At 69.2% G+C, this 12107-nt stretch carries 10 protein-coding genes; 2 read left to right on the top strand and 8 right to left on the bottom strand.

What is annotated here, in order from left to right:
* Nucleotides 1-45: 45 nt before the first annotated feature.
* The 4 genes from A3A5_RS0125510 to edd form a co-directional block, all read right to left on the bottom strand.
* Nucleotides 46-999 carry an alpha-E domain-containing protein gene (locus A3A5_RS0125510; RefSeq protein ID WP_018313314.1) on the bottom strand — a complete coding sequence of 318 codons (954 nt, stop codon included), beginning with the start codon at nucleotides 997-999 and terminating at the stop codon, nucleotides 46-48.
* 67 nt (nucleotides 1000-1066) lie between these two features.
* Nucleotides 1067-2542, bottom strand: a complete 1476-nt coding sequence (locus A3A5_RS0125505) for a circularly permuted type 2 ATP-grasp protein (RefSeq protein ID WP_018313313.1) — start codon at nucleotides 2540-2542, stop codon at nucleotides 1067-1069.
* A 331-nt stretch (nucleotides 2543-2873) separates the two neighbouring features.
* Entirely contained in the window at nucleotides 2874-3380 is a 507-nt protein-coding gene (locus A3A5_RS0125500; protein WP_018313312.1) for a gluconokinase, read from the bottom strand.
* Nucleotides 3381-3530: 150 nt separating this feature from the next.
* Nucleotides 3531-5426, bottom strand: a complete 1896-nt coding sequence (edd, locus tag A3A5_RS0125495; protein ID WP_018313311.1) for a phosphogluconate dehydratase — start codon at nucleotides 5424-5426, stop codon at nucleotides 3531-3533.
* Between edd and A3A5_RS43595 the strand changes: the two genes are divergently transcribed.
* Together A3A5_RS43595 and A3A5_RS0125490 are read left to right on the top strand one after the other, a co-directional pair.
* Nucleotides 5425-5637, top strand: coding sequence for a hypothetical protein (locus tag A3A5_RS43595; protein ID WP_157637295.1), 213 nt, complete (start codon nucleotides 5425-5427; stop codon nucleotides 5635-5637). The two genes, edd and A3A5_RS43595, sit on opposite strands and share 2 nt — an antisense overlap.
* 42 nt (nucleotides 5638-5679) lie before the next feature.
* Nucleotides 5680-6630, top strand: coding sequence for a MurR/RpiR family transcriptional regulator (locus tag A3A5_RS0125490; RefSeq protein ID WP_018313310.1), 951 nt, complete (start codon nucleotides 5680-5682; stop codon nucleotides 6628-6630).
* 4 nt (nucleotides 6631-6634) lie between these two features.
* Here the strand turns inward: A3A5_RS0125490 and A3A5_RS0125485 are convergent, their stop codons facing one another.
* The 4 genes from A3A5_RS0125485 to A3A5_RS0125470 all read right to left on the bottom strand — a co-directional run bounded on the left by A3A5_RS0125485 (nucleotide 6635) and on the right by A3A5_RS0125470 (nucleotide 11970).
* Entirely contained in the window at nucleotides 6635-9040 is a 2406-nt protein-coding gene (locus A3A5_RS0125485) for a DNA internalization-related competence protein ComEC/Rec2 (protein ID WP_026201118.1), read from the bottom strand.
* Nucleotides 9041-9112: 72 nt separating this feature from the next.
* Nucleotides 9113-9973 (bottom strand): TatD family hydrolase, encoded by an 861-nt coding sequence (locus A3A5_RS0125480; RefSeq protein ID WP_018313308.1) that lies wholly within the window; start codon nucleotides 9971-9973, stop codon nucleotides 9113-9115.
* Between the two features lie 13 nt (nucleotides 9974-9986).
* On the bottom strand, nucleotides 9987-10727 hold the full coding sequence (lolD, locus tag A3A5_RS0125475; protein WP_018313307.1) for a lipoprotein-releasing ABC transporter ATP-binding protein LolD: 741 nt from the start codon (nucleotides 10725-10727) through the stop codon (nucleotides 9987-9989).
* Entirely contained in the window at nucleotides 10720-11970 is a 1251-nt protein-coding gene (locus A3A5_RS0125470) for a lipoprotein-releasing ABC transporter permease subunit (RefSeq protein ID WP_018313306.1), read from the bottom strand. Before A3A5_RS0125470 ends, lolD begins: the two co-directional genes overlap by 8 nt.
* Nucleotides 11971-12107 lie beyond the last annotated feature (137 nt).

Here is a 12107-nt window from a genome sequence, read left to right as displayed (position 1 = left end):
TATCAGGGCGCGGCGGCGGCACATGGAGGCTGCCGGCGGCCCATTTCAGGCAGCCAGCAGCGGCACGAGGAAGTCCCGGCTGATGCCATTGCCGAGATCGCCGATGCGCTCCAGGAAGCTGGTCAGGTACGGGTGCAGGCCGACCGCGAAAATATCGTCGATGCGCGCGTACTTCAGGTCGGCGTGGAGTTTACCAGCCTGGCGCTCAGTTTCCGCCGATTGCTGGTTGCGCACCGTGTGGAGGATGGCCACCACCTCGTCCATGCTCGACACCAGCGAGCGCGGCATGTCGGGCCGCAGAATCAGCAGCTCGGCCACACGCTGCGGCGTAATGACCGCGCGATAGACCTTGCGGTAGACCTCGAAGCCCGATACCGAGCGCAGCACCGCGGCCCAGTGATAGAAATCGTTCTGGTCCCGGTTGGCATCGCTCTCGTCGCTGCCCGATGCCTGGAACTTGACGTCGAGTATCCGCGCGGTGTTGTCGGCGCGCTCCAGAAACGTGCCCAGCCGCATGAAGTGGAAGGCATCGTCCTTGAGCATGGTGCCGAACTGGACCCCGCGCGCCAGGTGCGAGCGGAACTTGACCCACTCGAAGAAGCGCGACGGGTCTTCCTTCAGCACGCCGTCGGCGATCAGGCGCTGCACCTCCAGCCAGGTGGTGTTGACGGTCTCCCAGACCTCGGTGGTCAGCGAGCCGCGCACCGCGCGCGCGTTCTCGCGCGCCGCGCGCAGGCAGCTCATGATGGACGAGGCGTTGGTCATGTCGCGCACCATGAAGTCGATCACATCATCGCGCGACAGCAGTCCGTACTTGTGGTCGAAAACGTCGGTCAGTTCGGAGATATCGAGCATGGCCCACCAGCCCTGCTCGGCCACCTCGGCCGATTGCGGCAAGAGCGAGGTCTGGTAGTTGACGTCGAGCATGCGCGCGGTGTTCTCCGCGCGCTCGGTGTAGCGGGCCATCCAGAACAGGTGGTCGGCGGTGCGGCTCAGCATGCGGGCTCTCCTGGCGTGGCGGCGGTCGCCATGGCGGTCATTGCGGCGGTCATCAAGTGGTTCGCGTTCATCGTTCCAGCACCCAGGTGTCCTTGGTGCCGCCCCCTTGCGAGGAATTCACCACCAGCGAGCCTTCGCGCAGCGCCACGCGGGTCAGGCCGCCGGGCACCATGCGCACCTCCTTGCCTGACAGCACGAACGGGCGCAGATCGATATGGCGCGGCGCGATGCCCGACTCCACATAGGTCGGGCAGGTCGACAGCGACAGCGTCGGCTGCGCGATGTACTGCTCCGGGCGCGCCTTCACCACTTCGCGGAAGGCATCGATCTCGGCCCGCGTGGCGGCCGGGCCGACCAGCATGCCGTAGCCGCCGGCGCCGTGGGTTTCCTTGACCACCAGCGCTTCCATATGGTCCAGCACATACTGCAGGTCGTCCGGGCGCCGGCACATATAGGTCGGCACGTTGCTGAGGATCGCCTCTTCGCCCAGGTAGAAGCGGATCATGTCGGGCACGTACGGATAGATCGACTTGTCGTCGGCCACGCCCGTGCCGATGGCGTTGCAGATGGTCACGTTGCCGGCGCGGTAGACCGACAGCAGGCCGGCCGCGCCCAGCGAGGAATCGTGGCGGAACACCAGCGGGTCGAGGAAGTCGTCGTCGACGCGGCGGTAGATCACGTCGACGCGCTGCGGGCCCTGCGTGGTGCGCATGAACAGGTGATCGTCCTCGACGAAGAGATCGCTGCCTTCGACCAGCTCCACGCCCATCTGCTGCGCCAGGAAGGCATGCTCGAAGTAGGCCGAGTTGTACATGCCCGGCGTCAGCACCACCACGGTGGGATCGGCAATGGCCTGCGGCGATACCCCGCGCAGCATGTCGAGCAACAGGTCAGGATAGTGGGCCACCGGCGCCACGCGGTTGCGCGCGAACAGGTCCGGGAACAACCGCATCATCATCTTGCGGTTTTCCAGCATGTACGACACGCCCGAGGGCACGCGCAGGTTGTCTTCCAGCACGTAGAACTCGCCCTCGCCGGCGCGCACCACGTCGATGCCGGCCACGTGCGCATAGATGTCGTGCGGCACGTTTACGCCGAGCATCTCGGGCCGGTACTGGGCGTTGTTGTAGATCTGGTCGGGCGGAATCACGCCGGCGCGGATGATGTCCTGGCCGTGGTAGATGTCGTGGACAAAGCGGTTGAGCGCGGCCACGCGCTGGCGCAGGCCTTTTTCCAGCAGCGCCCATTCGCTGGCCGGGAAGATGCGCGGGATCACGTCGAACGGAATGGTGCGTTCGGTGCCGCTGTTGGCTTCATCCTTGTCGCCATAGACGGCAAAGGTAATGCCCACACGCCGGAAGATCAGGTCGGCCTCGGCGCGCTTGTTGCCCATCGTGCTTTCAGACTGCCGCGCCAGCCAGTCAGCGAAATGCCGGTAATGCGGCCGCGCCGCGCCTTCAGGCAATGCTTGCCCCGCCTGGATGACCCATTGCGCCCCGTCCGTGCGCCAGTCCAGCATCTCGTCGAAATACCGCCCCGCCATGATGGCCGTTCCTCCATGTCGCGGGCTTCCGGTGCTACCGCTTCACTGCGACTTCGGGGTCGCTACCGGCTGCCCTGGTTTTGCCCTGGTTTTCTGTCCCCAGCCCGCCGCGCCTGCCCGTTCGGGGCTCACGGCGATACTGTCGAGTCACTGGCCCTTTCAGCATACCCGTACCGGCGAAACCCGCAAGCTGGCGGGTGCCCGGCCGGCACGGAAAGTGAACTAGCAAGATGTCTGCCAGCGCACGAAAAAACGGCCGCCAGCCTGGCTGGCGGCCGCTTGCGGGCCGAGCGGGAAGGGGCCGGCCGGAACGCCCGGCGAGGTCGGCAGGTCAGCGCGCCGCGCCGGCGCCCTGGGGCACCGTGGCCTGGAGGATGGTGGCGACCAGCGCCTCGGGGGACTGGCGGATGTCGAGCACCAGCGCGTCGCTGGGCTCTTCCAGCGTATCGAACTGGCTTTGCAGCAGGTCGGGGTTGAAGAAGTGTTCCGTGCGCGCGGACAGGCGCGTGCCGATCAGGGACGCATCGCCCTTCATGAAGACGAAGGTCACGCCGCCGTCGGGCGGGGTCAGCCGGTCGCGGTAGGCCTGGCGCAGTGCCGAGCAGGTGAACACATGGGTGCGGCCTTCGGCTCGGGCCGCGTCGATGGCGGCGCGCATGGCCGCCAGCCACGGCCAGCGGTCTTCGTCGGTCAGCGGGATGCCCGCGTGCATCTTGGCCTTGTTGGCGTCGCTGTGGAATGCATCGGCATCATGGAAGCCGCAGCCCAGGCGCTGTGCCAGCAACTGGCCAACCGTGGTCTTGCCGCTGCCGGAAACGCCCATCAGGATATAGATCATGTCTGCTCCGTCGGTCTTGGTATCGGATGGTGTCGCCATCCTTGTCTGTCCTTATCGGTCCAGCCGGACGTCCTTGCGGCGGCGCAAAGACGTCCGGGGGGCGCTGCCGCCCCGCAGGGAACTTCAGGGGAAAATCGGCCTCAGGCCTGGCTATTGTGCGACGGATTGCGCCGCTGCGGTACGTTGGCGCCCGCCTGCGCCGGCCTCGGCATCCGCCTCGGACAGGTCAAGTGCGCTGCCACCCTCTTCCGCGATGCGCGCATGGCGCCGGAACAGGCCAAACAGGCCGCGCCCCAGGCTGAACTGCGCGAAATCGTCGTCCGGCGCCGCGGCCAGCTCGCGCGCCGCGAATTCGCCTTCGTCGCCCAGCCACTGCAGCGTGCCGGCAATGGCATCGACACGGATGCGGTCGCCATCGCGCACGCGCGCCAGCGCGCCACCGGCCAGCGCCTCGGGGCCGACGTGGATCACCGCCGGCACCTTGCCCGACGCGCCGGACATGCGGCCGTCGGTCACCAGCGCCACCTTGTGGCCGGCGTCCTGCAGCGCGCCCAGCACTGGGGTCAGGCGGTGCAGCTCGGGCATGCCGTTGGCGTTCGGCCCCTGGAAACGCACCACCGCGACCAGGTCGCCAGTCAGCTCGCCCGCATCGAAGGCAGCCTGCAGCGCCTCCTGCGCATCGAACACCCGCACTGGCGCCTCCACCACGCGGTGCTCCGGCGCCACCGCCGAGACCTTGATCACGCCACGGCCCAGGTTGCCCTGCATCAGCCGCAGCCCGCCCTCGGCCGAGAAAGGCTCCGCGGCCGTCGCCAGCACCTGCGCGTCGCCGCTGTGCGCGGCGCCGTCGCGCCAGCGCAGCACGCCGTCGGTCATCACCGGCTCCTGCGCATAGCGGGCCAGCCCGGGGCCGGCCACGGTCTGCACGTCCTCATGCAGCAGACCGGCCTGCAGCAGTTCGCGGATAACGAAGCCGGCGCCGCCCGCCGCATGGAAGTGGTTCACATCGGCCGAGCCATTCGGGTAGACGCGCGCCAGCAGCGGCGTGATGCGTGACAGCAGGTCGAAATCATTCCAGTCGATCACGATGCCCGCGGCGCGCGCCATCGCCACCAGGTGGATGGTGTGGTTGGTGGAGCCGCCAGTCGCCAGCAGGCCGACCATGGCGTTGGCAATAGCGCGTTCGTCGACGATGCGCGCCAGCGGCAGGTATTCATCGCCGCGCGCGCGCAGGGCGATCGCGCGTTGCGCGGCCGCCGCGGTCAGCGCATCGCGCAGGCCGCTGTCCGGATGCACGAAGGCCGCGCCCGGCAGGTGCAGGCCCATGATCTCCATCAGGAACTGGTTGCTGTTGGCGGTGCCGTAGAAGGTGCAGGTGCCGGCGCCGTGGTAGGCCTGGCATTCGGCTTCGAGCAGCGCATCGCGCCCGACCTGGCCGGTGGCGTAGAGCTGGCGCACGCGCGCCTTCTCCTTGTTGGGCAGCCCGCTGGCCATCGGGCCCGCCGGCACGAACACCATCGGCAGGTGACCGAACTGCAGCGCGCCCATCAACAGCCCCGGCACGATCTTGTCGCACACGCCCAGCATCAGCGCCGCATCAAAGGTGTTGTGCGACAGCGCCACCGCGGTGCCCATGGCAATCGCATCGCGCGAGAACAGCGACAGCTCCATGCCCGGGTTGCCCTGCGTGATGCCGTCGCACATGGCCGGCACGCCGCCAGCCACCTGCGCCACCGCGCCCACCGCGCGCGCGGCCTCGCGGATCACGGCGGGGTAGCGCTCGTACGGCTGGTGCGCCGACAGCATGTCGTTGTACGCGGTGACGATGCCCAGGTTGGGGGCATGGTCGACGCGCAGCTTCAGCTTGTCGTTGGCCGGCAGTGCGGCAAAGCCGTGCGCCAGGTTGGCGCAGGACATGCCGCGCAGCGGCCCAAGTTCAGCCTGCGCGCGCTCGCAGCGGGCAAGGTAGGCGGCGCGGCTGGCGCGGCTGCGCGCAGCGATGCGCTCGGTGACGGCAAGAAGCTCGGCATGGACGGCAGAAGGCATGGCGGAGACGTTCCTTGTGGGCTTGGTGGCGGCGCGACAATGCCGCGCCATCGCATGTAGATTTTCTACAGATCGCCGCCATTATACCGAGCACAAGCGCGCCGTCGACCCGCTCATGCATCACAATTGCGCAGAAATTCCCGGAATTAGGGCAAACCCCGAGGGCGGGCGGCGCACCATTTCGGGCAAGATGCAGCGCCATCCGATGTAGAATCTCTACAAATCCGAAACCCCGACCCTGCCGCCCGCCGCCATGCGCGACCGAATCCTAGCCGTCTACGACACGCTCCGCCCTTCTGAACGCCGCCTGGCCGACTATGTCGCCCGGCATGGCGCCGCCGTGATCCGGCTGTCGATGCCCGAGCTGGCCGAGCGCGCCGGCGTGTCGCAGCCCACCATCGCGCGCTTCTGCGCGGCACTGGGCTACGACGGCTTCCGCGAATTCAAGCTGCAGTTCGCACAGAACGTCGGTGGCGGCACGCCCTTCGTGCACCAGGACGTCGCGGCCGATGACCGCCCGGCGGACATCGCCGGCAAGGTCTTCGACCGCACCATTGCCACGCTGATGAGCGTGCGCAATGCGCTCTCCGCCGACCAGATCGAGCATGGCATCCAGCTGCTCGCCGGCGCACGGCGCATCGAGTTCTACGGCTGCGGCAACTCCGGCATCGTCGCGCTGGATATCCAGCACAAGTTCTTCCGGCTGGGCATGCCGACCGTTGCGTATTCCGACCCGCATGTATTCAGCATGTCGGCCGCGCTGCTCGCCCGTGGCGACGTGGCTGTGCTGGTCTCCAACAGCGGCCGCACCTGGGACATGCTGACCGCCGCCACGCTGGCGCGCAGCAGCGGCGCCAGCGTGCTGGCGATCACGCACAGCGGCTCGCCGCTGGCGCGGCTGGCCGACGTCTGCGTGTTCTCCGACGTCGAGGAAGACAGCGAGGTCTATACGCCGATGACCTCGCGCATCAGCCACCTGGTGCTGGGCGACGTCCTGGCCGCCGGCGTGGCGCTGGCGCGCGCGGACACCGTCGCCCCCCGCCTGCAGCGCGCCAAGGCGCATCTGCGCGAACGGCGCATTGCCGGCGCGGAGCCGGCCCGGCCCGTGCCGCCGGCAAGAACCCGCGTGAAACCCACGGCGCGGACGGAGCCAGCCACGACAGCGCCGCCCGCCACACGCCCGCGCCGCCGCAAGCCCAGCTAACCGGCTAGCGCGGCGCCGGCGGCCGCGCCCGCCAGTAGCGCGGCTGTGCCTGCCGAAACATCGATAACGCGTATCCCGTGGGCGCGGTGGCCATGGTCACCGCGCCGGTTTCGTCGGTCCGGTAGCGCAGGATCCCCGCGCGGCCGTAGCGTTCCCATACCTCGGCAGCCGGATGGCGGTAGCGGTTGGCATAACCCAGCTGGAACACAGCGGCCGACGGGCGTACCGCTTCCAGCCAGGCCGCGCCGGACGAAGTGCCACTGCCATGGTGCGGCACCACCAGTACGTCGGCGCGCAGCGCCTCGGCCGGCAACCGGTCGATCAGCGCACGCACCTGCGCCACCCCGATATCGCCGGTCAGCAGCAGGCTGTGGGCGGCCGTGTCCACGCGCAGCACGCAACTGCGCGCATTGCTGGCGATGGCGGCCTGCTGGACCTGCTCCGCGAGCGGATACAGCACCGTAAAGCGCACGCCGTCCCACTCCCACTGCTGGCCCGCCGCGCACGGCGGCCAGTTGCTTGCCGCCGGGCCAAGCAAAGCGTGCCCGGCGGGCGCACCGGTGCTGCGCGCGGCCACGGCCACCGCCGCAGCAACGTCCGCCACACCGCCGGCATGGTCGGCGTCTTCATGGCTGACCATCAGGTGGTCGAGCCGGCCAATCCCCTCGCCACGCAGCAATGGCACCACCACCTGAGCGCCGGCGCTGGACCCCGACGCATAGGCCGGCCCGGCGTCATACAGCAGCACATGCGAACGCGTCCGCACCAGCACCGCGGTGCCCTGCCCCACGTCGAGCATCACCGCGCGGAACTCGCCGGGCGCAACCGGGGGGCCGCGCGCCAGCAGCATCGGCAGCATCAGCAACCCGCCGTGCCATCGCACGCGTGCCGTGGCGACAGGCGCAACCAGCAGCCCGACCCCGAGCGCGGCGAGAGCCAGCGCCAGCGGCCCCGCACTGGCCGCGTCCCACATCGCCCATGGCAGCACCGAAAGCCATTCCAGCATGGCGGCCAACGCCACCATGGCCAGATGGGCCACCGCCAGCACCGGCACGGCCAGCGCCATCGGCACGGCCGCGGCCAGCAGCGCCAGCGGCGTCACCAGCAGGCTGACCACCGGGATGGCCACCGCATTGGCCAGCGGCGACACCACCGATACCTGGCCGAACAGCAACAAGGTCAGCGGCACCAGGCCGATGGTCACGGCCCACTGCGTGCGCGCCCCGGCGGCAAGCGTGGTCCGCAGGCGTTGCCAGCGCCCTGCCGCCGCGACATCCCGGCCGGGCGGGGCCGCGAAGAAGATGACCGCCACCGCACCGAAGGACAGCCAGAAGCCGGGCAACATCACCGCCCACGGATCCAGCAGCAACGCCACCAGCGCCGCCCAGGCCAGCACCACCGAGGCGGGCGGCGCGCGCGCCCCCCAGACCGCAACGGCAGCCACGCACAGCATGGCCACGGTGCGCAGCGCCGGGATCTGCATGCCAGCCAGCAATCCATACGCCAGCGCACTCGCCACCGCCGCCACCAGGGCAGCCTGCCGGGCCGGCAGCCACAGCGGCAGCGGCCGGCGCAACCAGCGGCCGAGTCCGAACGAATGCCGCCATAACAGCCCGGCAAGCGACGCCGCCATGCCGGCGATCATGGTGATATGCAGCCCCGAAATGGCAACCAGGTGGCTGACGCCCGTGCGCCGGAACACCTGCCAGTCATCCGCATGGATGCCGCGCTGGTCGCCGATCACCAGCGCAATCAGCACCGCACCGAAACGGGCATTGGCCGGCAGTGCCGCGCGCAGATGCTCGCGCACGGCGGCGCGCCGGGCTTGCACGCGCCATGCCAGCCGCTCCCGGGACGCATCCTGCGCTGGCCCTTGCGCGCGGCGCACATAGCCGGTGGCGCCATAGCCTTGCGCCAGCAGCCAGTAGGCGTAGTCAAAGCCAAAGGGATTGGCGAGCCCGCGCGGACGCCGCAGGCGTACGGTCAGCGTGAGGCGCTGGCCGGGACGCAGGTCCGGCGGCGCGCCGCGCCAGTTGAGGATCACGTGGCGAGGCAGCGCAGCGCCCGGCTCCAGGGTAAAGGCAAAGCGCGTCCCGGCGGCGGTATTCGCGGGCAGGCCCGACACTACGCCGCGCGCGTCGAAGTCGCGCGACTCCAGCGTTGCCGGCAGCCAGTCGCGCATGCGCAGTTCTGCCCGCCACGCCGACCAGCAGAACGCGGCGCCGAACGCCACCCCGGCAAGCGCCAGGCCGCGCAGCGTGACATGCCAATGCCTGCCCCACAAGGCCATGCCGACAGCCACCAGCGCCAGCGCAACGGCAAGCAGGTGCAAGCCATCGCCCGGCGGCAGCGTTGACTGCTGCTGCAGCATCCAGCATCCCGCCACATAGGCCAACACGAACCGACGCACGGCACCTCCCCCGGCTGATCTTGCATAGCCGGAGTTGTACCCGCGCCAGGGCGCGGCAAGCTTGTCAGCCCGTCAAGAAGAATTGGAAGTTGTGTGTCCGGTGCAAACCGGGGGGGCCATGGTGTCCGCAAACCCCGCCAGCCGCGGCATCGCATCCACGGCGTTGCGCCATGTCGCCTGCGCCAGCGTCATCGCATTGATTTCCCGCAATTCAGCCATCACACGTGCCACGCCCGCCACCTCCGCCGGCGTGTTGCGCGCCTTGTGCTGTTCGCCGAACTGATCGTCAGACAGCCACGCCGGCGCGATGTCGGGTGCGTCGGTTTCCAGCACCAGCGCCTCCAGCGGCAGCTCCGTCGCCAGCCGGCGGATCTGCCGCGCACGGCTGAAGGTGACATTGCCGCCGAAGCCGAGCTTCAGGCCCTGCTCGACAAAGCGCCGCGCCTGTTCATTGCTGCCGTTGAAGGCGTGGGCAATGCCGCGCTTCACGCCCAGCTTGCGCAACTGCGCGCCAACCTGGTCCTGCGACTTGCGCACATGCAGCAGCACCGGCAGGTCAAATTCGCGCGCAATCTTCAGCTGCTCCACGTAGAGCCAGGTCTGGTGCTCCGCATCCAGCCCCGCGACGAAGAAGTCGAGCCCGATCTCGCCGATGCCGACAAAGCGCGGGTCGCCCATGCTGGCCGCTACCTCGCGCCGCAGCGTGTCAAGGTCGGCCTGGCCTGCGCCGGGCGAGCATAGCGGATGGATGCCCAGCGCATAGACGCAGCGCGCATCGTGGCGCGCCAGCGCGCGCACGGCCTCGAAGTTCCACACTGCCACCGCCGGCACCACGATGCCGCGCACGCCGGCGGCCTCGGCCGCGTCGGCCACCTGCTGGCGGTCAGCGTCGAACTCGCTGGCATCGAGGTGGCAGTGGGTGTCGATCCACATGGGCTCGGCCGGCTCAGCGTTCCTGGTGCAGGTGTCCGTCGCGCAGCCGCAGCACGCGGTCGCAGCGTCCGGCCAGGTCCAGGTCGTGGGTGACGATGATGAAGCTGGTGCCGAGCGTGCGCGACAGTTCCAGCATCAGGTCATAGACGCCGCCGGCGGTGTGGTCGTCGAGGTTGCCGGTGGGTTCGTCGGCCAGCACGCAGGCCGGCTGCCCCACCAGCGCGCGCGCGATGGCCACGCGCTGGCGCTCGCCACCGGACAGCTCGCCCGGGCGGTGCTTCGCGCGCCCGGCCAGGCCCACGCGCTCCAGCATGGCCTGCGCCACGCCGCGCGCGTCATGCTGGGTCAGGCCGCGGATGCGCATCGGCATGGCCACGTTGTCCAGCGCGGTGAATTCCGGCAGCAGGTGGTGGAACTGGTAGACGAAGCCCAGCTGGCGGTTGCGCACCACGTTGCGCTCGCGCTCGCGCAGCGCCGTGAAGGGCTTGCCGAGCAGCGCGACGCGGCCGGAGTCGGGCTCATCCAGCCCGCCCAGCACATGCAGCAGCGTGCTCTTGCCCGAGCCCGAGGCGCCGACGATGGCAACCTTCTCGCCCGCATCGACGCGCACATCGACGCCGCGCAGCACGTCCACGTCGAGTTCGCCCTGGCGGAAACGCTTGGTCAGGCCCTCGGCCACCAGCACCGGCGCGCCGGTGCGCGGCTGGTCCGCAGCGGGTGTGGGGGTATCGGCATGCAACACGGCTTCACTCATAGCGCAGCGCCTCCGCCGGGTTGACGCGGGCGGCACGCCAGCTGGGGTAGAGCGTGGCCAGCGTGGCCAGCACAAAGGAAATGATGCCGATGGTGGCGATGTCGTTCACGCGGGGATCCGAAGGCAGTTCGCTGATGAAATAGATGTCGCGCGGCAGGAACTGCACGTGCAGCAGCCGCTCGATGAAAGGCACGATCACGTCGATATTGGTGGCGATCAGCGTGCCGCCGGCCACGCCCAGGATGGTGCCGATAAAGCCGATGGCCACGCCCTGCACGATAAAGATCTTCATGATCGAGCCGGGTTGCGCGCCCATGGTGCGCAGGATGGCGATATCGGCCTGCTTGTCGGTGACGGTCATCACCAGCGTGGACACCAGGTTGAACGCGGCCACCGCGATGATCAGCGTCAGGATGATGAACATCATGCGCTTCTCGGTCTGCACCGCGGCAAACCAGTTGCGGTTCTGCTTGGACCAGTCGCGCAGGTAGAGCTCGCCCGACATGGTGCCGGCCAGGTCGTTGGCCACCTGCGGCGCGCGCTGCATGTCCTGCAGCTTCAGGCGCACGCCGGTGGGGCCGCTCAGGCGGAACAGGGTCTCGGCATCATGCATGTTGACCAGCGCCAGCGCGCTGTCGAACTCGAAATGCCCGGACGAGAACACGCCCACCACGGTGAACTGCTTGAGCCGCGGCAGCACGCCCGCCGGCGTGATGGTGCCCTGCGGCGCCACCAGCGTGACCTTGTCGCCGACCTGCACGCCCATGGCGTTGGCCAGCTCGTTGCCCAGCGCAATGCCGAAGCCGCCCGGCGCCAGCGCCGTCATGCTGCCGGCCCGGAACTGGCTGCCGATATCCGACACCTTGGGCTCCTGCGACGGCTCCACGCCGCGCAGCAGCACGCCGCGCACGGCGTCGTCGCGGGTCAGCATGGCCTGGGCCGCGACATAGGGCGCGGCGCCGACCACTTCCTTGTTCTGCAAGGCCTCGGCCGCGGTCTTCTGCCAGTCCGGCAGCGCCGACGGGCCGATCACTTCGATATGCGCCAGCACCGACAGCATGCGGTCGCGCACTTCCTTCTGGAAGCCGTTCATCACCGACAGCACCACGATCAGCGCGGCCACGCCAAGGGCGATCCCGAACATCGAGATCATCGAGATGAACGAAATGAAGGTGTTGCGGCTGGCGCGCTTGCTAGCGCGGGTATATCGCCAGCCGATCTGCCACTCGTAGGGAAAGTTCAAGAGGATTCCTGTTGTTTCGGGAAAGCGCCGGCGCCCCGCCGGGGGGCGCTGGCGGCACTCATGCAAGCCTCGGCGGGCGCCGTCCCGGTCACGCCACGGCGTCGCCCGGGACTGGCGCCGGCCAGCCGGGAGTTTAC

It is taken from the genome of Cupriavidus sp. UYPR2.512, assembly GCF_000379565.1.
Classification (GTDB): Bacteria; Pseudomonadota; Gammaproteobacteria; order Burkholderiales; family Burkholderiaceae; genus Cupriavidus.
Note: the sequence above shows the minus strand (reverse complement) of the source record. Positions and strands in the feature narration are given on the sequence as shown.

Coding starts and splice junctions, on each gene's coding strand:
- A3A5_RS0125510 (WP_018313314.1), bottom strand. CDS start 999: ATGCTGAGCCGCACCGCCGACCACCTGTTCTGGATGGCCCGCTACACC.
- A3A5_RS0125505 (WP_018313313.1), bottom strand. CDS start 2,542: ATGGCGGGGCGGTATTTCGACGAGATGCTGGACTGGCGCACGGACGGG.
- A3A5_RS0125500 (WP_018313312.1), bottom strand. CDS start 3,380: ATGATCTATATCCTGATGGGCGTTTCCGGCAGCGGCAAGACCACGGTT.
- A3A5_RS43595 (WP_157637295.1), top strand. CDS start 5,425: ATGGCGGAGACGTTCCTTGTGGGCTTGGTGGCGGCGCGACAATGCCGC.
- edd (WP_018313311.1), bottom strand. CDS start 5,426: ATGCCTTCTGCCGTCCATGCCGAGCTTCTTGCCGTCACCGAGCGCATC.
- A3A5_RS0125490 (WP_018313310.1), top strand. CDS start 5,680: ATGCGCGACCGAATCCTAGCCGTCTACGACACGCTCCGCCCTTCTGAA.
- A3A5_RS0125480 (WP_018313308.1), bottom strand. CDS start 9,973: ATGTGGATCGACACCCACTGCCACCTCGATGCCAGCGAGTTCGACGCT.
- lolD (WP_018313307.1), bottom strand. CDS start 10,727: ATGAGTGAAGCCGTGTTGCATGCCGATACCCCCACACCCGCTGCGGAC.